This is a genomic window from Mesorhizobium sp. M0030 (assembly GCF_040323695.1).
Classification (GTDB): Bacteria; Pseudomonadota; Alphaproteobacteria; order Rhizobiales; family Rhizobiaceae; genus Mesorhizobium.
This window is the reverse complement of sequence record NZ_JAMYVE010000009.1, coordinates 256,628-281,587: the sequence shown is the minus strand read 5'-3', so window position 1 is coordinate 281,587 and position 24,960 is coordinate 256,628. Positions and strand designations below refer to the sequence as shown.

At 63.9% G+C, this 24,960-nt stretch carries 21 protein-coding genes and 1 pseudogene; 7 read left to right on the top strand and 15 right to left on the bottom strand.

Features of this window, described 5'->3' with window-relative positions; genetic code table 11:
* Positions 1-434 precede the first annotated feature (434 nt).
* On the top strand, positions 435-2,405 hold the full coding sequence (locus NKJ80_RS19785) for a M23 family metallopeptidase (RefSeq protein WP_023686664.1): 1,971 nt from the start codon (positions 435-437) through the stop codon (positions 2,403-2,405).
* Between the two features lie 173 nt (positions 2,406-2,578).
* Here the strand turns inward: NKJ80_RS19785 and NKJ80_RS19780 are convergent, their stop codons facing one another.
* The 9 genes and pseudogenes from NKJ80_RS19780 to NKJ80_RS19740 all read right to left on the bottom strand — a co-directional run bounded on the left by NKJ80_RS19780 (position 2,579) and on the right by NKJ80_RS19740 (position 16,150).
* Positions 2,579-4,138, bottom strand: a complete 1,560-nt coding sequence (locus NKJ80_RS19780; protein ID WP_352498164.1) for an MFS transporter — start codon at positions 4,136-4,138, stop codon at positions 2,579-2,581.
* 102 nt (positions 4,139-4,240) lie between these two features.
* Complete coding sequence (locus NKJ80_RS19775; RefSeq protein WP_023701438.1) at positions 4,241-5,758, bottom strand: L,D-transpeptidase family protein; 1,518 nt, start codon at positions 5,756-5,758, stop codon at positions 4,241-4,243.
* Between the two features lie 292 nt (positions 5,759-6,050).
* Positions 6,051-6,406, bottom strand: a pseudogene (locus tag NKJ80_RS19770) (MmcQ/YjbR family DNA-binding protein).
* 62 nt (positions 6,407-6,468) lie between these two features.
* Positions 6,469-9,075, bottom strand: a complete 2,607-nt coding sequence (gene clpB, locus NKJ80_RS19765; RefSeq protein ID WP_352498163.1) for an ATP-dependent chaperone ClpB — start codon at positions 9,073-9,075, stop codon at positions 6,469-6,471.
* 208 nt (positions 9,076-9,283) lie between these two features.
* Entirely contained in the window at positions 9,284-10,279 is a 996-nt protein-coding gene (locus NKJ80_RS19760) for a DUF4167 domain-containing protein (RefSeq protein ID WP_352498162.1), read from the bottom strand.
* Between the two features lie 304 nt (positions 10,280-10,583).
* Positions 10,584-11,462: a peptide chain release factor N(5)-glutamine methyltransferase gene (prmC, locus tag NKJ80_RS19755; RefSeq protein WP_352498161.1), complete on the bottom strand. Its 879-nt coding sequence runs from the start codon at positions 11,460-11,462 to the stop codon at positions 10,584-10,586.
* Positions 11,455-12,534, bottom strand: coding sequence for a peptide chain release factor 1 (gene prfA, locus NKJ80_RS19750; RefSeq protein WP_023672971.1), 1,080 nt, complete (start codon positions 12,532-12,534; stop codon positions 11,455-11,457). Before prfA ends, prmC begins: the two co-directional genes overlap by 8 nt.
* A gap of 8 nt (positions 12,535-12,542) precedes the next feature.
* The gene (ptsP, locus tag NKJ80_RS19745; protein ID WP_023693992.1) at positions 12,543-14,813 is read right to left on the bottom strand and encodes a phosphoenolpyruvate--protein phosphotransferase; all 2,271 of its coding nucleotides are present in this window, start codon (positions 14,811-14,813) and stop codon (positions 12,543-12,545) included.
* An 83-nt stretch (positions 14,814-14,896) separates the two neighbouring features.
* On the bottom strand, positions 14,897-16,150 hold the full coding sequence (locus NKJ80_RS19740) for an aspartate kinase (RefSeq protein WP_023685777.1): 1,254 nt from the start codon (positions 16,148-16,150) through the stop codon (positions 14,897-14,899).
* Between the two features lie 245 nt (positions 16,151-16,395).
* Here NKJ80_RS19740 and NKJ80_RS19735 point away from each other — a divergent pair, with 245 nt between their 5' ends.
* The 4 genes from NKJ80_RS19735 to NKJ80_RS19720 all read left to right on the top strand — a co-directional run bounded on the left by NKJ80_RS19735 (position 16,396) and on the right by NKJ80_RS19720 (position 19,725).
* Positions 16,396-18,237, top strand: a complete 1,842-nt coding sequence (locus tag NKJ80_RS19735; RefSeq protein WP_023712843.1) for a CHASE3 domain-containing protein — start codon at positions 16,396-16,398, stop codon at positions 18,235-18,237.
* Positions 18,234-18,533, top strand: a complete 300-nt coding sequence (locus NKJ80_RS19730) for an antibiotic biosynthesis monooxygenase (RefSeq protein ID WP_023685779.1) — start codon at positions 18,234-18,236, stop codon at positions 18,531-18,533. The genes NKJ80_RS19735 and NKJ80_RS19730 overlap by 4 nt, the downstream gene beginning before the upstream one ends.
* Positions 18,534-18,617: 84 nt before the next feature.
* A complete protein-coding gene (ubiG, locus tag NKJ80_RS19725; protein WP_023672976.1) occupies positions 18,618-19,367 on the top strand; it encodes a bifunctional 2-polyprenyl-6-hydroxyphenol methylase/3-demethylubiquinol 3-O-methyltransferase UbiG in 750 nt (249 codons plus the stop codon).
* Positions 19,368-19,392: 25 nt separating this feature from the next.
* Positions 19,393-19,725 (top strand): MmcQ/YjbR family DNA-binding protein, encoded by a 333-nt coding sequence (locus NKJ80_RS19720; protein ID WP_352498167.1) that lies wholly within the window; start codon positions 19,393-19,395, stop codon positions 19,723-19,725.
* An 87-nt stretch (positions 19,726-19,812) separates the two neighbouring features.
* Here the strand turns inward: NKJ80_RS19720 and NKJ80_RS19715 are convergent, their stop codons facing one another.
* Entirely contained in the window at positions 19,813-20,703 is an 891-nt protein-coding gene (locus NKJ80_RS19715) for a DMT family transporter (RefSeq protein WP_023698970.1), read from the bottom strand.
* 101 nt (positions 20,704-20,804) lie between these two features.
* Here NKJ80_RS19715 and NKJ80_RS19710 point away from each other — a divergent pair, with 101 nt between their 5' ends.
* Positions 20,805-21,290, top strand: a complete 486-nt coding sequence (locus NKJ80_RS19710) for a MarR family winged helix-turn-helix transcriptional regulator (RefSeq protein WP_023672979.1) — start codon at positions 20,805-20,807, stop codon at positions 21,288-21,290.
* A gap of 4 nt (positions 21,291-21,294) precedes the next feature.
* On the opposite strand, the gene NKJ80_RS19705 is transcribed toward NKJ80_RS19710, so the two are convergent.
* The 4 genes from NKJ80_RS19705 to NKJ80_RS19690 all read right to left on the bottom strand — a co-directional run bounded on the left by NKJ80_RS19705 (position 21,295) and on the right by NKJ80_RS19690 (position 23,759).
* The gene (locus tag NKJ80_RS19705) at positions 21,295-21,720 is read right to left on the bottom strand and encodes a DUF1178 family protein (protein ID WP_023672980.1); all 426 of its coding nucleotides are present in this window, start codon (positions 21,718-21,720) and stop codon (positions 21,295-21,297) included.
* Positions 21,717-22,583, bottom strand: a complete 867-nt coding sequence (locus NKJ80_RS19700; RefSeq protein ID WP_023698969.1) for a carbon-nitrogen hydrolase family protein — start codon at positions 22,581-22,583, stop codon at positions 21,717-21,719. Before NKJ80_RS19700 ends, NKJ80_RS19705 begins: the two co-directional genes overlap by 4 nt.
* Positions 22,584-22,669: 86 nt before the next feature.
* On the bottom strand, positions 22,670-22,951 hold the full coding sequence (grxC, locus tag NKJ80_RS19695) for a glutaredoxin 3 (protein ID WP_023672982.1): 282 nt from the start codon (positions 22,949-22,951) through the stop codon (positions 22,670-22,672).
* A 22-nt stretch (positions 22,952-22,973) separates the two neighbouring features.
* On the bottom strand, positions 22,974-23,759 hold the full coding sequence (locus tag NKJ80_RS19690; protein ID WP_196814906.1) for a ComF family protein: 786 nt from the start codon (positions 23,757-23,759) through the stop codon (positions 22,974-22,976).
* A 72-nt stretch (positions 23,760-23,831) separates the two neighbouring features.
* On the opposite strand from NKJ80_RS19690, the gene NKJ80_RS19685 reads away from it, so the two are divergent.
* Positions 23,832-24,704, top strand: a complete 873-nt coding sequence (locus NKJ80_RS19685) for a methyltransferase domain-containing protein (protein ID WP_352463216.1) — start codon at positions 23,832-23,834, stop codon at positions 24,702-24,704.
* A gap of 12 nt (positions 24,705-24,716) precedes the next feature.
* On the opposite strand, the gene NKJ80_RS19680 is transcribed toward NKJ80_RS19685, so the two are convergent.
* Complete coding sequence (locus tag NKJ80_RS19680; RefSeq protein ID WP_023672984.1) at positions 24,717-24,899, bottom strand: Flp family type IVb pilin; 183 nt, start codon at positions 24,897-24,899, stop codon at positions 24,717-24,719.
* Positions 24,900-24,960: the final 61 nt, after the last annotated feature.

The window sequence follows — 24,960 nt, the reverse complement described above, 5'->3', positions numbered from 1 at the left end:
GCCGCCAGCGGCGCACCGCCCTCGTTCGTGAGGCGTATATAGTCGCCACCAACCAGAACTGTCAACAGTCATCGACGATGTTTTTGAACTTTTTACGACAGAAGTTTTGGCGACGGCGGACTGCCCCAAGGGAACATTGGCGTTGCCAAAAAGGAGCCCTATTGCCGCCGCATTGCCGTTCGACACCAAGGCCAACAAAGAAGGGCTCGGCGCGGCCCGCGAGGTGCCTTCCTATAAGAGCCAAAGCGGGGTCTGCGCATCACGGTTCGGAGCCTCCTATAAGAGGATAAAGACGCCTCTCTACAAGGGGCTGTAAAAGAGCGTGTGAGCGGGGATTTCGCCGCTTCGTTGACTTCACCCGCCGTGACAGGCAAATGTCATGGCCCAACAGAAGCGAAAAGCCGTTCCGCCCGGGGAAGAAGCAGCCTTTCTGGATGCCAGACACGGAAGATGTCATAGCCGAACTCGGCAATGAGCCGCCGCTGATCGCGGATGGCCGCAGCGGCCCGCCCGACCGGCGCGAGGTTTCAGCGCGCTGGCTGTCGGGCACCTTTCTTACCGGCGTGACCTCGAGTGTGCTGATGGGCGTGGCGTTGTTTGCCGCCCTTGACGGCCGCCAGCAGCTGGCAACCCCGCCCGAAATCGCCGAACTGGCCCAGCTCGAAAGCGGCGGCGATTCCGGCGAGGTCGCCAAGACCACCAGGCTGGTGGCGCCGCGCCAGATCGCCAAGGCCAAGGACCGCCGGCGCATGGAAGTGTCGATGGTGACCAAGGTCGGTGACCGCGACGTTATCCACACCATGCCGTTCGTGCAGATCAAGATGGCGCTGGCCGCCGGCCACACCACCAACCGCGCCTATCCGCCTTTCGACCCGATGCAGGTGTTCGGCGACGATGGCGACTCGACGCCGGCGCAGCCGGCAACGGCCTCCGCGGTTGGCGGCCAGATCTACGGCGCCAAGGTCGAAAGCGAGATGAGCCTGAAGACGGTCGATTTCCCGGTCGAGACGGCCTCCTTCGATGAAAAAAGCGACCTGTCCGCCGACGAGGTGGAAAAAGTGGTGCGCGAAGCCGGCACCGACCTCAGCGACGGCGCCGTGCAGGTCGCCTCGCTGCATTATGTCGACCCGCAGCGGTTCGGCGATGCCTTCGCCGAATCGATGGCCGGCTCCTACGACGTCAAGATCGTGCCGGAAAACGTCTCGGTGGCGCCGCGCGTCGCGCTCGACGACCAGACCCCGGCTTTCGCCGAGGAAATCATTCCCTTCACCAGGGACCGCGACATTGCCGAGGCCTTCGCCGATTCGGGCTATACGGGCGATGACGCCACCGGCATGGCGGAGGCGATCGGCAAGCTGCTCAACGCACCGGCGCTGAAGGCGGGAACCGTGCTGCGGGTTGGGCTCGAGGTACATGGCGACGCCGCCAAGGTCGTTCGCACCAGCGTCTATGACAAGACAACGCACATCGTCACCATCGCGCTCGACGACCGCGGCCAGTATGTGCCGGCGCAGGAACCTGAGCCGAACCCCGAATTGCTGACCGCGTTTGACGATTCGTCGGCACCGGTGGTGGTGCGCGGTAATCTGCCGAACGTTTATGACGGCATCTACCGCGCCGCCTATTCCTACGGCATGTCGAAGAAGCTGACCCAGCAATTGGTCAAGCTCCTGGCCTCCGGCGTCGACTTCCAGTCCAGGCTCAATCCGTCGGACCGCATCGACGTCCTGTTCTCGCAGCCGGACGGCGACGACCAGGCCTCCGACGAATCGGAACTGCTCTATGTCTCGTCGACCTTCGGCGGCCAGACACGCAATTTCTACCGCTTCCAGATGCAGGACGGCTCGACCGACTATTTCGACGAGGACGGATCGAGCGCCGAGCAGTTCCTGCTGCGCAATCCCCTGCCGGCCGGGAAATTCCGCTCCGGCTTCGGCGCCCGCCGGCATCCGATCCTCGGTTATGTCCGCATGCATACCGGCGTCGACTGGGCGGCGCCGATCGGAACGCCGATCATCGCCGCCGGCAACGGCACCATCGAAAAGGCCGGCTGGGCCGGCGGCTACGGCAAACAGATCATCATCCGCCATGCCAATGGCTACGAGACCTCCTACAATCACCAGAGCGCCTTTGCCAAAGGCATCGAACCGGGCGTTCATGTCCGCCAGGGCCAGACCATCGGCTTCCTCGGTCAGACCGGCCTCTCCACCGGTCCGCATCTTCACTACGAGCTGATCGTCAACGGCACCAAGGTCGACCCGATGCGCGTGCGCCTGCCGGTCGGCAAGGTGCTGAAGGGCGACGACCTGGTCGCTTTCAAGCGCGAGCGCGAGCGCATCGATGAACTGCTCAAGCAGGAAGACAGCAATCCGCTGAAGGTCGCGAGCGCCAAGATCGAAGGCTAATGCATGTCGCCCAGAAGTGTGCCGCGGCTCTGGGACAAGGACATGTGTCAAAACAAAGACTTAAAGCGCGTCGTATGAATCCGTTTCAGCGCGACGCGCTTTAAGCCGTCACACTCGACGCCGGCGAATCATAATCGCCCCATCAGAGCATTCCGAATCGGGTCGGCTCCGAATCAGGTCGACTGCTCCTCTTCGGCTCGTGACCAAGGCAGCTTTTGCCCCGAAACGGTGGCCCAGGCGATAACAGCGGCAAGGAGGCAAAGCACGGCCGTCACTGTCGACACGGCCGCGAACGCCGCATCGCTGGCGGCGAGCCGTGTTGCATCAAGGTCTGGCGCCAGGCCGGCCAATGCCGGTTCTCCGAACCCCGGAATGCCCGGCCTGACGCTGGTATCGAGCATCGTCGAATAGACCCAGGCCGCGAGCGAGCCCATCGCCGCCACAGCAATCAGCCCGCCAATGCGCGAAACCGCATTGTTGATGCCGGAAGCGGCGCCGGTATCCTTGTCCTCGACGGCGGTCATGACCGCCGTCGACAGCGGCGACACCACCAGCGCCATGCCGAGCCCCATCACCGCCATCAGCGGAAAGATACCGGTCCAGAAATTGTGCATGCCGGCATGAGTGAGCAAAGCCAGCCCGGCAAAGGCGATGGCGACCACCAGGCAGCCGCTGGCGATCGGAAAACGCGGACCGATGCGATCCGACCACTGGCCGACGAGACCCGACAGCAGCGCGATCGACGCCGACAGCGGCAGGAAGATGAAACCGACCTCTTTGGTGCTCAGCCCCCATCCGGCGATCAACAGCATCGGCAGGTAGAACAGATTGGCCGACAGCGCGAAATACAGGAAGAAGGTGGCGAGGTTGGCGCCGGCGAAGGCGCCGATCCGAAACAGCTTGAGATCGATCATCGGCTCGCGCTGCCGAAGCTCGAAGACGATGAAGATGATAAGCAGCACGGCGCCTGCGGCGATGCTCGGCCCCGACATCAGCCCGCTGCCTTCGGCGCTCATCGAGGTCAGTCCGTAGGCAAGCGCCCCGAAGGCAAGCGTGGCGAGAGCGGCGCCGCCGAGATCGAGGCTTCGCTTCTCCGTCGGCGCGTCGGCGGGAATCTTGGCCAGCAGGAGATAGATCGAGATCAGCCCGAGCGGCAGGTTGACGGCGAAGATCGCCCGCCAGATACCGCCGCCAAAGGCCGACAGGACGAAGCCACCCAGCACTGGACCGAGCGCCGTCGTCAGCGCCGAGGCGGCGGCCCAGATGCCGATCGCCCGGCCGCGCTCCTTCTTCGGATAGGCCTTGGCGATGATGGCGAGGCTGCCCGGCACCATGATCGCCGCACCAAGGCCCTGAATGGCGCGAAAGGCGATGAGCACCAGCGGATTCGGCGCCACCGCGCAGGCCAGCGAAGCGACGATGAACAACGCAATGCCGGCAACGAAGGCGCGCCTGAGGCCAAACCGGTCGCCGGCGGCGCCGCCGGCCAGAATCAGCGCCGACAGCGTCAGCGCATAGGCGTTGGAAATCCACTGGACCTCGGCCAGGCTGGCGCCGAGGTCGACGCGCATTGCCGGCACGGCAATGGCCAGGATCGACCCGTCGATGAAGCCGAGCGCTGACGCCAGGATCGCCGCAACCAGCACGAACTTGCGCTGCGACTGCGGGCAAAATGTACCGTTGGAAAGCGACCTGGTCAGGGGAACGGCTGCGGCTTCGCTCGGAGACTTCATGAGCGTCTGCTTAGACTTGTTGCGGGCCGGCAACAACCAGCCAGCACCCTGCGCTCATGAATCCAGCTTTGGATATCGGCCTGCCTTATGGGCAGGCCGATATCACTGCGCTGGAGCGCTCACTTGCTCCGCAACATCATCGGCCGAGGGACCGCCGACGAACTCGACGGTGACGCCCGGCGACACCAGCTTGGCCAGTTCACGCGCATCCCAATTTGTCAGGCGCACGCAGCCATGGCTTTCGGTCTTGCCGATCTTGGAGGGATCGGGCGTGCCGTGAATGCCATAGGTAGGCTTGTCCAGCGCGATCCACACCGAGCCGACCGGGCCGTTCGGACCCGGCGGGATGGTCAGGATCTTGTCGTTCTGGCCCTGCTTGAAATTGATGCTGGGGTTGTAGGTGTAGTTAGGATCGAGCGCGACGCGCGACACCGTATGAGTGCCGGTCGGCGAGGGCGTGTCGGCTGAACCAATGGTGGCCGGATAGGCCGCGACCAGCTTGCCACCGGCGTCATAGGCGAACACCTGTTTCTTGTCCTTGTCGGCGACGATGCGGGCAACCGGCGTCGCCACCAGCCTGCCGAAATTGGCGACCTTGATGATGGTGCCGGGACGGCTGAAGTCGGCCTCGGGATTGAGCCCCTTCAGGTAGTTCTCGTCCATGTGGAACCGTTCGGCCAAGGCTTCGGTGACGGAGGTGTAAGCCATGCGGTCGAGCTGCGCCTTCTGGCTGTAATCCTCCGGTATCGAGGCGACATAAGGCCCGGCCGCGTCTTCGGGCGTGATCGTATAATTGGCGAAAGCATCGCCACCGGTTTGCGCCAGCGCAGCCTGGATGCCGACCGCGTCGGTCGAGCGCAGATTGCTGCCGGTGATCTGGTTATAGGCGGCAAGCGCCTTGTCGACATTGGAGCCGAAGCGCCCGTCGACGACGCCGGGTGAAGCGCCGGCGCGGTCGAGCAGCACCTGCAAGGCGGCTACATCCTGGCGTGCGCCGAGTGAAAGCGAGGGATCGACCACGGTCTTGCCACCGGCTTTCGGCGGCAGCGCGGCCTGGTCGGCGGGCGCCGCCGGTTCGGCGGGATCGATAGAGGCTTCGTTCAGCGGCTGGCGCTTGACGGGCCGCGGTTCAGCGGATTTCGGCGCTTCCGGATAGGTGTCGCTGTCATTGGCATCATCCTGCGGAGCGGCCCCCAAGAATCTGTCGCTTTCAGGATCGTATTCATCAACCGGCGGGCCGGGGATTCGTCCCTGATCGTCCAGTTGCCTGCGGCGGAAACGCGCCATGTCTTCGGGATCGTCGAGATAGTAGCGGTCGTCGTCTTCGACCGGTGCGCGTCCAAGCTCACGTGCCCGCATTTCCCGGCGCAGCGCGCGGCGGTCGAGCCTGGTCTGCGGCGGCTGGATGGCGATGACCTTGCCGGTCTCGGCATCGACGATGACGCGGTTGCCCCTGGCGTCGTAATAGATGTCGAGATTGCCGTCCTGGGCAAGCACAATGCCGCCGCTATCGGCGGCGCGGACGGCCGGCAGTGCGTTGTCCACAGTCGGCGATGCCATGGCGCTGGACGTGAGCAGCCCGGCGGCGAGCACCGAAAAGGCAAGGATCGTGCGGAACATGGTGGTCAAACTCTCCGGTACTTACAGCGCCGCGCGTCCGTTTGGACGCGCAAAGGACGCTGTAACACTTCATGTCTGCGCATGATCCTTTCCGAAAATCGAATTTCGATTTTCGGGGTCATGCGTAATTGCCGCCGCCCGGCAGTGTTCCCACCAGAACGTTCTCGCCACCGTTTGGATGCGCAAGGAACGCCCTGATCGTCAAAAGCCTGCAGGCAAACCCCTTCGCCAGCAAACCACAACATAAGCTTTCCAACATGAACCGGGCATGAAGATGGCGGATTACTGGTTGCTACAGGCCCAATTCCTTGCGCGTCTGCTTCGTCAGCTTGAGGACGACGAGGCGGTGGCTTTCGCCGAGATAGTCCTTCAGCGCATCATCATCCATGCTCTGGCTTGTCTGACGCTGGATCCATTTCATGCCGCGCGAGGCGAGATAGGGCGCCGGCCGGCAGCCGGGCTGATCCTTCAGCACGTCATAAGCCATTTCAGAGCATTTGAAGGTGACGAAGACGCCACCCTCCCGGTCATGGCCGGCGATGGTGAAGACCTTGCCACCGACTTTCCAGACATCGGCCCCGCCCCACTGCACGACATGCGTCGTCTGCGGCAGCGAGGCGCAGAAGCTTTGTAGTCGTCCAGCGTCATCTGCACCCCCGTTGTTGTTTCATAAGAAAATGCCGCGCGTCCGGTCGGACGCGGGCGTTGGATCAGGCTGCCGCGTCGGTCGGCACCACAGTGGGCCCGGACCGGAAATTCAACCGGTCGGAGCCGGCGGTGACCTTGACGGTCGAGCCGTCGAGGATCTCGCCAAGCAGGATTTTTTCCGCCAGCGGATCTTGCAGGTCCTTCTGCATCACCCGCTTCAGCGGCCGCGCGCCATAGGCCGGGTCGTAGCCCTTCGCCGCCAGCCAGTCGATCGAATCCTGGTCGAGCGACAGTGTGATCTTGCGGTCGGCGAGCAGGCTTTCCAGCCGCTTGAGCTGGATCTCGACGATGCGGCCCATATCCTGCCGGCGCAGCCGGTGGAACAGGATCACCTCGTCGACGCGGTTGAGGAACTCCGGCCTGAACGAGGCTCTCACCACGCTCATAACCTCGTCGCGCACGGCATCGACGTCCTGCTCTTCGCCGAGATTGACCAGATATTCGGCGCCGAGGTTCGACGTCATGACGATCAGCGTGTTGCGGAAGTCGACCGTGCGGCCCTGCCCGTCGGTCAGCCGCCCGTCGTCGAGCACCTGCAACAGCACGTTGAAGACATCCGGATGCGCCTTCTCGATCTCGTCGAACAGCACGACCTGATAGGGCCGGCGCCGCACCGCTTCGGTCAGCGCGCCGCCTTCCTCATAGCCGACATAGCCGGGAGGCGCGCCAATCAGCCGGGCGACCGAGTGCTTCTCCATGTATTCCGACATGTCGATGCGCACCATAGCGCTCTCGTCGTCGAACAGGAAATTGGCCAGCGCCTTAGTCAGTTCGGTCTTGCCGACGCCGGTCGGTCCGAGGAACATGAACGAGCCGATCGGCCGGTTCGGATCCTGCAGCCCGGCCCGGGCACGACGCACGGCCTTGGACACCGCCTGCACCGCTTCGCCCTGGCCGACGACTCGCTTGCCGATCTCGTCTTCCATGCGCAGCAGCTTGTCGCGCTCGCCCTGCAGCATCTTGTCGACCGGAATGCCGGTCCAGCGCGACACGATATGGGCGACGTGGTCGGGCGTGACCACCTCTTCGACCATGCCGGCCTTGCCGTCCTGGGCTTCGGCTTCCTTCAGCTTCTTTTCCAGTTCCGGGATCTTGCCATAGGCAAGCTCGCCGGCGCGCTGGAATTCACCCTTGCGCTGGGCAATGGCGAGGTCGTTGCGGGCCGCGTCGAGCTGCTTCTTGAGGTCAGCGGCGAGGCCAAGCTTCTGCTTCTCCGACTGCCATTTGGCGGTGATCTCGGTCGATTCCTCCTCGAGGCCGACGAGTTCCTTTTCGAGACGCGCGAGCCGGTCCTTTGACGCCTCGTCCTTCTCGACCTTCAGTGCCTCGCGCTCGATCTTGAGCTGCATGATGCGGCGATCGATTTCGTCCAGCGCCTCGGGCTTTGAATCGACCTGCATCCTCAGCCGCGACGCGGCTTCGTCGACAAGGTCGATCGCCTTGTCCGGCAGGAAACGGTCGGCGATGTAGCGGTTGGACAAGGTCGCCGCCGCGACCAGCGCCGAATCCGAGATGCGCACCTTGTGGTGCTGCTCGTACTTCTCCTTCAGGCCACGCAGGATCGACACGGTATCTTCCACCGACGGCTCGTTGACGAAGACCGGCTGGAACCGGCGGGCAAGGGCCGCGTCCTTCTCGACATGCTTCCTGTATTCATCGAGCGTGGTCGCGCCGACGCAGTGCAGTTCGCCGCGCGCCAGCGCCGGCTTCAACAGGTTCGAAGCGTCCATGGCGCCATCGGCCTTGCCGGCGCCGACCAGCGTGTGCATCTCGTCGATGAACAGGATGATGCCGCCGGCCGCCGAGGTGACTTCGTTGAGCACGGCCTTCAGCCGCTCCTCGAACTCGCCGCGATATTTGGCGCCGGCAATCAGCGCGCCCATGTCGAGCGCCATCAACTGCTTGTCCTTCAGCGATTCGGGCACGTCGCCATTGACGATGCGCAGCGCCAGACCTTCGGCGATCGCCGTTTTGCCGACGCCCGGCTCGCCGATCAGCACCGGGTTGTTCTTGGTACGCCGCGACAGCACCTGGATGGTGCGGCGGATCTCGTCGTCACGGCCAATCACAGGGTCGAGCTTGCCGGCGCGGGCATCGGCGGTGAGGTCGCGCGCGTATTTCTTCAGCGCGTCATAGCCCTGCTCGGCGCTCGCCGAATCGGCGGTACGGCCCTTGCGGACGTCGTTGATCACCTGGTTCAGCGCCTGCGCTGTGACGCCGGCCTTGGACAGGATATCGGCCGTCTTGGCCGACTTCTCCATCGCCAGCGCCTGCAGCAGCCGCTCGACCGTGACAAAACTGTCGCCGGCTTTCTTGGCCAATTCCTCGGCGGTCGAAAACACCTTGGCCAGCGGCTGCGCCAGATAAAGCTGGCCGTTGCCGCCTTCCACCTTGGGCATGGCCTCAAGGGCGGTCTCGACGCCAAGCTTGACGTCGCGCACGTTGCCGCCGGCGCGCTCTATCAGCGAGGCGGCCAGCCCCTCGTCGTCATCGACGAGGACCTTCAGCATATGTTCGGGAGTGAATTGCTGGTGATTGCGCGAGAGCGCCATGGTCTGGGCGGACTGAATGAATCCGCGGACGCGCTCGGAGTATTTCTCGAGGTTCATATCTGTCTCCTTCCATCACCGGCCCGCTTTGCGGCACCGGATCAGATTGCGGTGACGGACCCGCTCATCCGAGCCGGGTCCAGTTCACGCCAGATATGGGGCGCAAGCCATTGCCGCTCAAGACGTCCGGCTGATGATATTGCATGGCCGAGCAAACGAAAACGGCGGAGATTTCTCTCCGCCGTTTCATCGACTTATGTCTTGTGGGTCAGTTGTTGGCGTCGACGGCGAACGGGTCGCCGGCAGAGCTTTCGGCCGGCGCCGCATCAACCACGTCAACAGCGGCAGCGGTCTCGCCGGCGCCATCCACCACCTGGCCACCACCAGACTGTTCGTCACCGACCTGATCGGCATTGTTGCGCGGGCGGCGCGGACGCCGCGGGCGACGGGCAGCGCCGCTCTCGGCGGCTGCCTCATTGAGTTCGGCCCGGGCGGCAAGAGCCGCCGGCGACAGGTTTTCGTACAGCGGCGCCGGCTCGGAGAAACCACTCTCGGCTTCGGGCTCAACCGCGGAAACGGTTTCCGCCTGTGCCGGGGTTTCGGTGAAGCGCTGCTGGTCGCCGCGCTGGCCGTTCTGCTCGCCACGCTGGGCAAAGTCGCCACGCTGGTCGTTCTGGCCATAGCCGCCATTGGGGCGGCGGTCACGGTTGCGGCCATTGTTGTCGCGGCCGTTGTTGTTGCGGCCATTATTGTCACGGCCATTATTGTCACGGCCACTGTTGTTCTCGCGGCCGTTTTCCTGGCCGTATGCGAGTTCGGCCGGCGTGCCCTCAATCGTCGGCTGCGGACCGTTGCCGTGGTTCGCCATCGGCGCTTGCGTCTCGCCGCCATTGCCGCTGCCGGCATTGTCAAAATCGTCGCGATCTTCATCGTCGTCGAATTCGTCGCGGTTCTGCGGGGCATTCTGGATCGGCATCTGCGCCTGTGCGGCGGCAATGATGCGGTTGTAGTGCTCGGCGTGCTGGAGGTAATTCTCCGCCATAACCCGGTCGCCGGAGCTTTGCGCGTCACGGGCCAGAGTGGCGTATTTTTCGGCGATCTGCTGAGCCGATCCACGGATTTTCACGTCCGGGCCGTTGCTCTCGTAGTTGCGCGTCAGGGGATTTGGGCCCTTGCGGTTGTTGTTGTTGTTATTGTTGTTGCCACCGCCGCCGCCATTGTTGTTGCGACCGCGCATGCGCCTGTTCTGCTGTTGTGGCCTCATAAGACTCTCTTCATTTTGAAATTTTCGAAAAACGTTTCGCGAACGGAGGCGCTCATGCAGCCAGCCGTTTCGTTTCTTCACCGGCGTTCGCCCGCATCAATTGCGTTGGCGCCACGTGTCATCCTGTTCCGGTTACATCACTTGCCGGACGATTCCCGCACGAAGCTTGGGCGTCGTTTGCGCAAGAAGGCAGCTATTTCCGAGGAAAACCGAATCGCTAAGAGCACTGCCTGCTTCGTCTCATCCGGTTAGGGCGAACCCTAGCCGCATTCCCCGGCATTGCCAAGCGCTTTTTTGCACTGCGTCAAGGCTTTCCCTGTTCAAACATAAGAACCCTGTCGTTTCCGCCAAGATCGACAAATGCCCCGGCCAGCCTGTAGCCGGCTGCCGCGAATATGTCTTTGACCTCATTGCGCTGCGTGTGGCCGATCTCGACCGCTATCTTGCCTTCTGCTTCCAGAAACTTTGCCGCCTTGGCGGCGATGATCCTGTAGGGGCCAAGACCGTCCACACCGCCATCAAGGGCTCTGTGCGGATCGAAATCGCGGACCTCGTCCTGCAGATTTCCAATGTCTCCAGACGATATATAGGGAGGGTTTGCGGCAATTACATGGTATCGGCCCGAAACTTTTTCGAACCAGTCGGACTGCAGCCCCACGAACCGGCCGGCGAATCCGAGTTGCTCGGCATTGCGTATCGCGCTTGCCAGCGCGTCTTGTGAAATATCGACCCCGGTGGCGGTCGCGGCCGGAACCGCGCTGAGCAGCGCCAGCGCAATCGCGCCGGTACCGGTGCCGAGATCGAGGATACGGCATTCCCCCAGCCTTTTGGCCGTCGCGCCGGCAAAAGGCAGGATCGCCTCGACCAGCGTTTCGGTGTCCGGCCGCGGCTCCAGCGTTTCCGGCGACAGCGACAGCCGCAGGCCGTAAAACTCGCGAAACCCGAGGATGCGGTGCACCGGTTCGCCGGCCATGCGGCGCTGCAGAGCAGCGCCGATTGCGGCAACCGCACCCGCATCGACCGTCCGTTGCGGGTCGGCGATCGCCTGCGTACGGTCCGTGCCGGAAAAATGTTCGACGATCAGCCTGGCATCCAGCGCCGGGTCGGAAAGGCCGGCCGCGGCAAGCCGCTCCCGCGCCGCCCGCAACAACGGCCCGAGCGCGCCGGGCAACATGTCAGCCATCGAGGCCGATATCGGCGAGCAGCTTCGACTGATGGTCGGCGATCAGCGCATTGATGACCTCGTCGAGCTCGCCCATCATCACCCGGTCGAGCTTGTAGAGCGTCAGGTTGATACGATGGTCGGTAAGGCGGCCCTGCGGGAAATTGTAGGTGCGGATGCGCTCCGAACGGTCGCCCGAACCAACCTGCGATTTGCGTGACTCCGAGCGCTCCTCGTCTGCCTTGCTGCGCTCGAGGTCGTAAAGCCGCGCACGCAGGATCTGCATGGCTTTCGCCCGGTTCTGATGCTGCGACTTCTCCGCCTGCACCACCATGATACCGGTCGGCAAATGGGTGATGCGCACCGCAGAATCGGTGGTGTTGACGTGCTGGCCGCCCGAACCCGAGGCGCGCATCGTGTCGATCCGGATGTCTTCGGCGCGAATGTCGATGTCGACCTCTTCGGCCTCCGGCAGTACGGCCACCGTCGCCGCCGAAGTGTGGATGCGCCCGCTGGCCTCGGTCGCCGGCACGCGCTGCACGCGGTGCACGCCGGATTCGAATTTCAGATGCGCAAAGACGCCCCTGCCGGAAATGGTGGCGATGATTTCCTTGAAGCCGCCGGCATCGCCGTCGCTGGCCGACACCGTCTCGAAGCGCCAGCCGCGTTCGGCGGCATAGCGCTCATACATGCGAAAAAGGTCGCCGGCAAACAATGCCGCCTCGTCGCCGCCGGTGCCGGCGCGGATTTCAAGGATGGCGTTCTTGTCGTCGGCCGCATCCTTGGGCAACAGCAGGATCTGGATGTCCTTCTGCAGCTCTTCGATACGCGCTTCGACGCCGGGCAGATCTGCCTCCGCCAGGGCCCGCATCTCGGCATCGGTGCCCTTGTCGGCAAGCATCGCCTCGAGGTCGGCTTGCTCGCGCTCGACTGAGCGCAGTTCCCTGACCTTGGCCACCATGTCCTGCAGCTCGGCATATTCCGAGGCCATCTTCACATAGGCATCGGCCGCCGGGCCGGCCGACATCTGCGCTTCGAGCATCTCGAAACGCTTGACGACCTGATCCATACGCTCGCGGGGAAGATTGACCATGGCTAATGCTATAGCGGGATGGAGCGGTCGTCGGCGAAGGCCTGCAGCAGCGCCCGCATCGGCAGACCTTGAGCTGGCGCCATCAGATTGTCGGCAAAGAAAGCCTCCAATTCCTCCAGTGGCAGTTCGGTCAACATCGCCTTGACCGGGCCGATCGAGGCTGGAGACATCGAGATCGAGCGGTAGCCAAGGCCGATCAGCGCCATGGCGGAAATGGGTTTTCCGGCAAGCTCGCCGCACAGCGTCACCGGCGTGTGGTTGCGAACCCCGGCGTCGGCGATCTGCTTCAGAACCCGCAGGAAAGGCGTCGAAAGCGTGTCGAAGCGGTCGGAGAGCTGCGTGTTCCCCCGATCGACCGCCATGACGAACTGGAACAGGTCGTTGGAGCCGACCGAGACGAAATCGACCGCCTTCATCAACTCGTCGAGCTGGAACAGCAGCGACGGCACTTCCAGCATGGCGCCCACCTTGAGGCTGGTCGGCAGATGGTGGGCAAAGCGGGAGAGATGCCGCACTTCGCGGTCGATGATCTCGCGCGCCTGGGCGATTTCGCCGAGTTCGGTAACCATCGGCAGCATCAGCTTCAGTTCGCGCCCGCCGCAGGCCTTCAGCAGAGCGCGGATCTGGGTCCTGAGCAGACCCGGCCGGTCGAGCGTCAGCCGGATCGCGCGCCAGCCGAGCGCAGGGTTTTCTTCCTGGATGGCGCCCTTGAAGTAGGGCAGCACCTTGTCGCCGCCGATGTCGATGGTGCGGAAGGTGACCGGCTTGCCGCGCGCCGCGTCCAGCACGTCGCGGTAGAGCCGCTCCTGCGCCTCGGCACGCGGGAAGGTCGAGGCGACCATGAACTGCAATTCGGTGCGGAACAGGCCGATGCCGGCGGCACCCGCCTCGGCCAGCTGCGGCAGGTCGACGGCCAGGCCCGCATTCATCAGCAGGTCGACCTGGACGCCGTCCTTGGTCACCGACGGCTTCTTGCGCAGTTCCCGGTAGACTTCCTGCCGGCGCGCCCGGAAGCGCACTTTTTCGGCATAGGCAGCTTCGAGGTCGGGCTGCGGCCGCAGATGGATGGTGCCTTCCTCGCCGTCGACGATGATGGCATCGCCGTTTTCCGCCATGGAAACGGCGCCCTTCATCTGGCCGGCGACCGGAATGCCCATGGCGCGCGCTACGATGACGACATGGCTGGTGGCAGCGCCGTCTTCCAGCACCACGCCGCGCAGCTTGTCCCTGGGATAATCAAGCAGTTCGGCCGCGCCCATCGAGCGCGCGACCAGGATGGCATCCTTCGGCAGTGACGCCGCGACGTCGTCAGGCCCGCGCCCCATCAGCTGGCGCAGCAGCCGGTTGGCGAGATCGTCGAAGTCGCTCATCCTCTCGCGCAAATAGGGATCGGTCATGTGCAGCATGCGGGCGCGCATGTCGCTCTGCACCTTTTCCACCGCCGCTTCCGCCGTCAGGCCGTTGCGGATCGCCTCTTCCAGCCGGCGCACCCAGCCGCGGTCGTTGGCAAACATGCGATACGCCTCGAGCACCTCGCGATGTTCTCCCTCGAAGGCGACATCGCGCCGCTCCAGCATGTCGTCGATGGAAAGCCTGAGCGAACCGAGCGACGTCTCCAGCCGGCGCACCTCTTCCTCACTGTCCTCGTTGAACAGATTGGTGACGACGATGCGTGGCTCATGCAGCACGACATGGCCGAGGCCGACACCCTCGTTGAAGGACAGGCCGGTAAAGCTGACGGGACGGCGCAGGTCGAGTTCGAGGCCGGGCCGGGTCAGGCGCGCGAGATCGCCGGTGGCGATCATCTCGGCGATCACCATGGCGGTCGTTTCCAGCGCCTCGACCTCGTCGTCGCGGTAGTGGCGCATGGTCTTGTTCTGCACCACCAGCACGCCGAGCGTGCGCCCTGCCCTTAGTACCGGCACGCCTAGGAAGGAATTGTAGATCTCTTCGCCGGTCTCCGGCAGGTAGGCGAAGGCCGGATGTTCCTGCGCATTGGAGAGGTTGAGCGGCCGCGCGCTGGCGGCAATGGTGCCGACGAGGCCCTGCCCCAGCCGCAGCTGCGCCAAATGGACGGCGTTCGGGTTCAGACCTTCGGTGGCATAGAGTTCGAGCACCGAATCGGCGCGCAGCACATAGAGCGAGCAGACCTCGGCGACCATGTTGGAGGCGATGTCGCGCACGATCCGGTCGAGCCGCTCCTGCGGCTCCAGCGGCTCCTGCATGAGCTCGCGGAGCCGTTTCAGCAGAACGCGCGGGCCACTGGCCGTATCACGCATCGCGGCTTCTTCTCCAATGGGCATTTTGCCCGCCGCAGTTTCCACTGCCACCGGCGCACACGCAACAACTCAAATCGCTCTCGCTACTGCTTATCCAGACCGTACACGGAATGCAAAGTGCGAACCGCGAGTTCCGTGTAGGGACCGTCGATCAGTATCGAAATCTTGATCTCGGAGGTGGTGATGGCGCGGATGTTGATCGCCTTGTCGGCCAGCGCCTTGAAAGCGGTGGCGGCCACACCGGCATGGCTGCGCATGCCGATGCCGATGACCGAAACCTTCGACATGCCGGCTTCCGACTGCACCACGTCATAGCCGATCGAAGCCTTCAGACGCTCCAGCACGGCCAGCGCCTTGTCCACGTCGCCGGACGGCACGGTGAAGGTCATGTCGGTGAACTTGCCGTCCTCTGAGATGTTCTGGACGATCATGTCGACGTTGATGTTGGCCTCGGCCAGCGGGCCGAAAATGCCGGCGGCAACGCCCGGGCGGTCGCCGACGCGGCGCAGAGAAATCTGCGCTTCGTCCTTGGCGTAGGCAATTCCGGTGACGACCTGCTGTTCCACGATCTCTTCCTCGTCGCAAATGAGCGTTCCCGGAGGATTGAGCAAATCCCCCATTCCGGGCGCATCGGGATCGTCGAAGGACGACCGCACGAACGTACGCACCCTGTGCACCATGGCAAGCTCGACCGAGCGCACCTGCAAGACCTTGGCGCCGAGCGAGGCCATTTCGAGCATTTCCTCGAACGAAATCTTGTTGAGCCGCCGCGCCTTCGGCTCGATGCGCGGATCGGTGGTGTAGACGCCGTCGACATCGGTGTAGATGTCGCAGCGGTCGGCCTTGACCGCCGCGGCAATGGCCACCGCGCTTGTGTCGGAGCCGCCGCGGCCGAGCGTGGCGATGCGGTTGTCCGGGCCGATGCCCTGGAAGCCGGCGACGACAGCCACCTGGCCCTCGCCGAAGCGCTTGATCAGGAACGCGCCGTCAATGTCGAGGATGCGCGCCGCGCCATGCGCGTTGTCGGTCTTGATCGGGATCTGCCAGCCCTGCCAGGAGCGGGCATGGACGCCCATATTCTGCAGTGTGATCGCCAGCAGGCCGGCAGTCACCTGCTCGCCCGAGGCGACCACGGCGTCATACTCGCGCGCGTCGTGCATGGGCGAGGCTTCGCGCGTCCAGCCAACCAGTTCGTTGGTCTTGCCCGCCATCGCCGAAACCACGACAGCGACCTCATGGCCGGCATCGACCTCGCGTTTGACGTGACGCGCCACATTGCGGATGCGGGCGATGTCGGCGACGGAGGTTCCGCCGAATTTCATCACGATGCGCGCCATGGAAGCGAAATGCCTTTGACTGAAGCCGGCCCAGGACCGAAAGGGGAAGTAAGCGCTCGACAGAAGCCGGCCGCTGAATGCGCGCCTCCTTAGCCAAATGATCACGGTTTCGCAAGGCTGGCGGCGGATGCCGGCTTCAGGATCGCGGCATATTGCGTTCGGCCCCGCCGCCGCTTACCAAATGCTGCCCGCGGGAAACTCCTTTTGGTCCGGCATATCGAATGATTGTTCGCCTTCGACGCGCCATGCGGTGGCAATCGCTGCCGCTGTTCATCGGCTTCGCCGTGCTGGCGTTGATCGTCGGCACACGCGCCGTGCTGGTCGAGACCCAGAGAGCCAATCGTGAGGCCGCGCGCGAGGCGGTCGAGTATCAGGAATTGCTTTCCGGTTTGCTTGCGATGGCTCAGGAGGCCGAGACCAGCCAGCGCGGCTATCTCCTGACCGGCGAGAAATCCTACCTCCAGCCTTATCGGCAGGCGGTCGACGCCATTCCGGGCCAGCTTGCCCGCATCGACGGCATGACCGCGCCGGACGACGAACTCGTGCAGCAGATCAACCACGTCAAGGACGCGCTTTCACAAAACCAGGCCGAATTGGCTGAGACGATTGCACTCTACGATCGCGGCGATGCGGCAAAAGCTCTGGAACTGGTCCGCAGCGGCCAGGGCAAGGCCGCCATGGACCAGATCCGGGCCAGCATGGACACGATCCGGCGCATTGGCGGCGCAGCCATCGCCGCGCGCGACGCTCATACCGACCGGGTCGAAAACTGGCTGCGAATCGGCTCGATAGCGGCGCTGCTGGCGATCTTCCTGCTTGGCGCCTACACGGTTCGCCTTTCGCGCCGCCGGTTCCGCGCAGTGGCCATCGCCCAGGAAGAGCTGATGCGCAAGAACATCGAGCTCGGCAACGAAATTCAGACGCGTGAAAAGGCCGAATCGCAGATCCGCCAGATGCAGAAGATGGAGGCTGTGGGCCAGCTGACCGGCGGTATCGCCCACGATTTCAACAACATGCTGGCGGTGATCATCAGCGCCATGAACCTCGCCCAGCGCAAGCTGGCGCGGGGCGAGCACGACATCATGAAATTCATCGAAGCGGCGACCGATGCGGCGACCCGGGCCGCAAACTTGACGTCACGGCTGCTTGCCTTCTCGCGCCAGCAGCCGCTCGCGCCTCAGGTTGTAGACGCCAATCGTCTGGTCGCCGGCATGTCGGACCTGCTTCGGCGGGCGCTCGGCGAAACCATCCGCATCGAAACCGTGCTGGCTGGCGGCCTGTGGAAGACCCATGCCGATCCGAGCCAGCTCGAAAATGCCATTCTCAATCTGGCGGTCAATGCGCGCGACGCCATGAGCGAGGACGGCAAGATGACCATCGAGACCGCCAACAGCCACCTCGACGAGAGCTACGCCGCCACCCATGCCGAGGTCAAAGACGGCCAGTATGTGATGATCGCGGTCAGCGACACCGGCGCCGGCATGCCGGCGGACGTCATGGAGCGGGCTTTCGAGCCATTTTTCACCACCAAGCCGGTCGACAAGGGCACCGGCCTCGGGCTGAGCCAAGTGTTCGGCTTCGTCAAACAGTCCGGCGGACACGTCAAGATCTACTCGGAACCCGGCCAAGGCACCACGATCAGGATCTACCTGCCGCGCTTCTTCGGCCCGGAAGAGGCCGCCATATCTTCGGAACGAGCCGGAAATCCTGCCGTGCCGGTCACCGAAACCATCCTTGTCGTGGAGGACGATCCACGCGTGCGGGCTTCCACCACCGATGCCATGCGCGAACTCGGCTACACCGTCATTCATGCCGCAAGCGGCCAGGAAGCGCTGGAAAAGCTGGGCGACAACCCTGGTGTGGCGCTCATGTTCACCGATATCGTCATGCCGGTGATGAATGGGCGCAAGCTCGCCGAGGAGGCGCTGGCGCGCATGCCGAAGCTGAAGGTGATCTTCACCACCGGCTTCACCAGGAACGCCGTCGTCCACAATGGCGTGCTCGACCATGACGTGCATTTCCTGGCCAAGCCCTTCACCATCGAGCAGCTGGCGGCGAAATTGCGCGACGTGCTGGACGCAAGATGACCGAGACCCTGGAAATCGTCACCTTTCGCCTCAAGCCTGGAGCGGAAGCGGCCTTTGCCGCCGCCAACAACCTGGTCGCCGACTGGCTGGCGCGGCAACCTGGTTTCGTAAACCGCTGCCTGGCGCGGCGGGACGATGGCGGATGGGTCGATGTGGTGCGCTGGCGAAGTCGCGAGCAGGCTCTCGCCGCCGCGGGCCGCATCATGGCCGAGATCGGCGATTGCGAAGCGATGCGGGCCATCGATCCCGCAAGTGTTGCGATGGAACATTCGGCAATTGTGATCTCGAGGCCATAGGTCGACTAGCCAGCAGTCGCAAAAACCGGCCTTGACTTTCTTGCCCCGGCACCCGACTTCCTAGCGTCCGAGGAGACCCGCCCCATGCCAGAGGCCCGACGATCGACAATCGATGCCGGAGAAGTGGAACGCTTTTCCGCGCTTGCCGCCGAATGGTGGAACCCGAACGGCAAATTCCGTCCGCTGCACAAATTCAACCCGGTCCGGCTTGCCTATATCCGGGACCAGGTGGCGGCGCGCTTCGGCCGCGATCCGCGGGCGGCGCGGCCGTTCGAAGGCCTGCGTTTCCTCGATATCGGCTGCGGCGGTGGGTTGTTGTGCGAGCCGATGGCAAGGCTTGGCGCCGAAGTGGTCGGCGCCGACGCCTCGGCAACCAACATCGAGGTGGCGAAGCTGCACGCGGCCGAAGGCGGCGTGACGGTGGATTATCGCGCTACGACCGCTGAGGATTTGGCCGATTCCGGCGAGAAATTCGACGTCGTCCTCAACATGGAAGTCGTCGAGCATGTTGCCGATGTCGACCTGTTCATCGGCAAGTGCGGCGAGATGGTCAAGCCCGGCGGCATCATGTTCGTGGCCACCATCAACCGCACGCTGAAGGCACTGGGCCTGGCCATCATCGGCGCCGAATATGTGCTGCGCTGGCTGCCGCGCGGCACCCACCAGTTCGGCAAGCTGGTGCGGCCCGAAGAGCTTGAAAAGGCGCTCGGCAGCGCCGCCATGACCATCATCGACCGCACCGGCGTGACCTACAATCCTCTCGCCGACCGCTGGGCACGCTCCAAGGACATGGACGTCAACTATATGGTGCTGGCGGAAAAACGATCGGTCTGAACGAAAGGGGGCGGCCGTGGACACTATGAGGGCCCGAGAGCTGGCGCTCGATCTTCCCGAAACGGTCGAGCAATCGCATTTCGGCAAGGCTGACTTCCGCGTCCGCAACCGTATCTTCGTCTCGCTGCCCGAAGCCGACCGTGCTGTCGTCAAGCTCGACCGCGACCAGCAAGAGATGATGGCCGCGGCTGAGCCATCGGTTTTCAGGCCCGTGACAGTCGGCTGGGGCCAAAAGGGATGGACGTCGATCATGCTCGAAGCCTGCGACGAACAGACATTCCGCAGCGCCGTTCGGACGGCCTGGCGAAACGTCGCCCCGCCGGCGCTACGGAAGCGCCTCGACGCGAGCCAAATTTAAGCTTGAGCAGTTCGAGCAAAGTGTGAAGCGGTTTTCCCGGGAAAAGCGCATAGCGCTTTGCCTAGGGAATTGCGTAAACCAAAGACCCTATGCCTTCTGGCTCTGCGCCTTGGTGGTGATGATCACGCCGATGGTGATGATCACCGCGCCGGCCCAGGTCAGCAACTGGTAGTGCTCGCCGAGGAAGATGGTTCCGGCAAACAGGCCGACGGCCGCCGCCACATAGCCGATCTGGCTGAGATAGACCGGACCGCCCACGGCCTGCAGCCGGAAGAAGAAGGCAAACATCGCCGAGGCCGAAGCGACCTGCGCCACGACAACCAGCGGCACGGCGCCAAGCGGGGCGAAGGCACTGAGGCCGAACAGCGCGAGAATGCCGATCAGCAGCAGCGTCGCCGAGGCCAGGTGGCTGCCGACGGCCAGTTCGATCGGACCAGTGCCTTTGGGCCAGTCGACGGTGCGGTAGATATTGCCGGCGGCAAGGCTGACCGGGATCAAAAGTCCGACCAGTACCCAGAAGAAATCGGCCGGCTGGCCGGCCTCGCCGCGCGTCACCGCCACCATGACGGCGCCGATGAAGCCGACGGCGATACCGATACTGCCGAGCATATTTGGCCGTCGAACGCCAAGCAGGATCGAAAACACCAGTGTGATGACCGGCGACAGCGTGAACATGATGCCGGTATAGCCGGCGCCGAGATGCGGGATTGCCGAAAACATCAGCAGATTGGGCACGGCGTAGGACACGGCGGCGGTGATGAAGAAATAGCGCAGTCTGTGCGAGGTGAGCCGCATGCGCTCGCCGTTCGCGAGCAACGCGCACAGCAGCACGCCCCCGGCGCCGAACGAGATGACGAAGGCCCAGACCATGGCCGGAACGCCGGCAGCCGTCGCCAGCTTGCCGAACGGCAGGGTCAGGCCGAGCAGGCCGCCGGTGACGACCAGCAGGCCAAGCGCCGATTCCCAGAGAAATTTCATCGGATGGTCCCGTCACTCACTTGCGGCACTGGGTCGAAACTGTATCTTGAGGTAGCATACCACAAAGATTCTTAACGTCAAGATACTTAGCGGTGAGACAGATGGATCGCGCAGCAAAGGCGGTGGAGCAATGGAAGCGGGAGCGGCCGGACCTGGAGGTGTCGCCAATGCTGGTGCTTGGGCGGCTGAACGAAGCCTCGTCGCTAATCGCCCGCGAGCGCCTCGCCCCGCTGTTTGCCCGTTTCGGACTGCAGGCCGGCGAATTCGATGTGCTGGCGACGCTGCGCCGCTCCGGCCAGCCTTACGCGCTGACACCGACCGCTCTCTACGAGGCGACGATGGTGACCTCCGGCGCCATGACCAACCGGCTCGACCGGCTTGAGAAGGCCGGACTGATCCTGCGCGGCCCGCACCCCAACGACCGGCGTGGCATTGTCGTGCAACTGACCGAAAAAGGTCTGGCCTTGATCGACGAAGCCCTGACCGCCCACGTCGCCAACGAGCATGAAATCCTCGCCGGGCTCACCGGCACGGAGCGGGGGGCACTGGCTCAGTTGCTTGGCAAATTGATCGATAGCGCCAGCTGATCGCTCAATTGCGCTCCTCGGGAAAACTCGGGATCGGCATGAAATCGATGCCATCCTCGGCCAAGCTCTTGGCTTCGTCCAACGTCGCCTCGCCATAGATGCCGCGCGCATCGCTCTCGCCGAAATGGATCTTGCGCGCTTCCTCGGCAAACTTGTCGCCGACATAGTCGGCATTCTCGCGCACCTTCTCGGCCATCGCCTTCAGTTGCGCCAAAGCCTGCTTCTGGGTTTCGCCCATGGCCAGCGCAATTGTTTCCTGCTTCCGCGCGGTGGAGACGGCTGGCGCCATCAGCGCCTTTTGCACCTTGTGCGAGCCGCAGCTCGGGCAATCGACGAAGCCGCGCTTCTTCTGCGTGTCGAAATCGTCATTGCTGCGAAACCAGCCCTCGAATTCGTGCTCGTGCTCGCAGATCAGGGCAAAGCGGATCACGAAGCCGCGCCCCTGAGCCGCGGCGCTTCCACTGCGCCGGCATTGACGGCAAAATCACGCGCGTTCTTGAGATTGGGGATTTTCTTACGCGCGGCCGACGACTGCGCCGTGTCGATCTCGGCGATGATCACCTCCGGATCGTCATGGTCGGCCTCGGCGAGAATTCGACCCCATGGGTCGACGATCAGCGAATGGCCATAGGTTTCGCGGCCATCCTCATGCAGGCCACCTTGTGCTGCAGCAACCACATAGGCGCCGTTCTCGATGGCACGGGCTCGCAGCAGCACATGCCAGTGCGCTTCGCCGGTCTGGCGAGTGAAGGCGGCAGGCACCGACAAGAGGTCGGCGCCGGCCATCGCCTCGGCGCGGAACAGCTGTGGAAAGCGTAGATCGTAGCAGACGGCAAAGCCCAGCCTGGCGCCGTCGATCTCGGTGACGACCGCTTCGGTGCCCGGCTCATAGGCGGCGGATTCGCGCCAGCTTTCGCCATTGTCGAGATCGACGTCGAACATGTGGATCTTGTCGTAGGTGGCGAGCGTCGCGCCGTCCGGCCCAAACAGCAGCGCCCGGTTGGCGAGCTTGCCGTCGGCGCGCAGGATGGCGGTAGAGCCAATATGCAAGAAGACGCCGAGTTCGCTGGCGAGCTTGCGCGCGGTCGCCACGACGATGTCCTTGTCTTCCGAGGTGAAGGAAGCAGCCCTGGCTTCCTTGTCGCGGATCAGCGCACCGGTCATTTCCGGGGTCTGGATGTAGGTTGCACCGAGGCCTGCCGCCTCGCGCACCAGCCGTTCGAGATCGATCGCGTTGCGCTCAGGGCTCTCGCCCGAACGCATCTGGATCGCCGCCGCCTTGAAAACACCCATCGTCACGTCCTCTTTGAGCAATTCCAGGAAAAGTGTGTAACGGTTTTCCGTCCGGAATTGCGTAAAAACAAAGACATAGAGCGGCGCTACGAACCGCTCTTTGTCGTCGAGCCGTTGGCAAGCAGCCTATCCAGCTGCCCCCGTGCCTCCAATTCGTGGAGGTCGTCGGAGCCGCCGACATGCGTGTCGCCGATGAAAATCTGCGGAAAGGTCGAGCGGCCATGCGCCCGCGAAATCATTTCCTGGCGCAATTCCGGCGAAAACGAAGCGTCATGCTCGGTGTAGGCGACGCCCTTGCGGTCGAGCAACCGCTTGGCCGCCGCGCAATAGCCGCACATCATACGGGTGTAAATCGTCACATCGAGCATCGGTCCGTGCCTTTCCTTGACCTTATATAGTCGCGGACTCGTCGGCCCGAAAGTCCCCCGGCAGGACACGCGCAAAGGTCAGCACATCGACCGCTCCGGCGCCGCCCTTCTTCAGCGCCTTGGCGACCGAGCGCACGGTAGCGCCGGTGGTGTAGACATCGTCGACCAGAAGCACGCGGCGCCCAGTGATCTCGATTTCGGCTTCCGCAGGCACACGGAAGGCGGCGCGCACATTGTCCTCTCGCTCCTGCCGCTCCAGCCCGACCTGCTGGCGCGTGAGCTTGACGCGCCGGACCGCCGAGGGCGAGAAAGGCAGCCCGCTAAGCTGCGAAACCGCCCTTGCCAACTCCGCCGACTGGTTGAACTGCCGTCGAAAGAAGCGCCGCCAGTGCAGCGGCACCGGCACGACGACATCGGCGTCTGCAACTAGCTCGGCCCCGGCGCGGAGCATCCAGCGCGCCATCCATGGCGCCAGATCGGTGCGGTCCTGGTATTTCAGCCCTTGCACCATCTGGCGGGCGACACCGGAATAGGCCACAGCCGCCCGCGCCCGCTCGAACGGCGGCGGATCGGCGATCGCCTCGGCCGACAGGAACCCCTCGCCCATATCGTGGGTGAATGGCGTGCCCATCACCGCGCACCATGGCCGCTCCAGCAGCCTCAGCTTCGGCCAGCAGGCACCGCACAAAACGCCGGGTTGCGAGACGTGCCTGCGACAGCCGGCACAGACCGGCGGGAACAGCATCCGCGCCGGCCAGTCCAACATGGCCAGTTTCAACATGATTTGAGCGAGGCTCTTGATCTCCATCACCGGATCGGCCACGTGGTTTTGTCGTCCGCGCCAGGATATCACTAGACAGACAAACAGGGATGTCTACCGTTGCAGCCGATCATCGATACTGAACTTTGGCTGGTGCGCAAGCGCAGGGCGCTGGCCCACCCCGTAGCCGGCGCGGATTTTCTGATGCGGCGGGCGGCGGAAGACCTTGCCGACCGGCTCGGCGCGGTCGAGCGGAAATTCGGCAAGGCCGCGGTGCTGTTTTGCCAGACGCCGGACGCAACGGACGTGGTCGCTGCAAGCGGCAAGGCAGCGGAGATCGTGCGCGTCGAGGCAGATCCAGCGTTTCTGGACGGCCGGCCAGGGCTGATAGCACCGCTGGAAACAATGCCGTTCCAGCCGGAAAGCCTCGACCTCGTCGTTTCGCTCCTGTCGCTCCAGGCGATGAACGACATTCCCGGCATGCTGGTGCAGATCCGCCGCGCGCTCAGGCCCGACGGGCTTTTCCTCGGCGCCTTTGCCGGCGCCGGCACGCTTTCCGAATTGCGCGAAAGCCTGCTCGCCGCCGAGACCGAACTCTATGGCGGCGCCAGCCCGCGTGTCATCCCCTTCACCGATGTTCGCGACGCCGGCGCACTGCTGCAGCGCGCCGGACTGGCGCTGCCGGTGGCCGACGTCGAAACGGTGACCGTCCGCTACGATACCCTCTTCGACCTCATTGCAGATCTCAGGGCGATGGGCGAAACCAGCGCGCTGACCGATCGCAGCCGGCGACCGGGAGCGCGAAAGCTTTTTACCCGTGCCGCCGAAATCTATGCCGAACGCTTTTCGGACGCTGATGGCCGCATCAGGGCAAGCTTTTCCATCGTCTGGATGTCGGGCTGGGCGCCCGATGCCTCGCAGCAAAAGCCCTTGAAACCGGGTTCGGCGAAGGTCTCGCTGAAGACGATACTGGAAAACCCCGGCGGGCGGTGACGGCGCTCCGGATCAGTGCTCGGCGAAGGCGTTTGCGAGCCTGCTGTTGTTGTCGCTGAACAGAAACTGGATCGCATTGCTGGCCTTGCCGACACCCCCGACGATGGCAAGCGACAGCACCGCAACGATCAGGCCATATTCAATGGCCGTGGCGCCTGTTTCGTCCTGCAAAAATCGGCGCAGCAATGGCTTCATGATCGTCGATCCCTCTCATCCCCGACCATATCGCCGACCTGTTAAGAAAGGTTAACGGCAC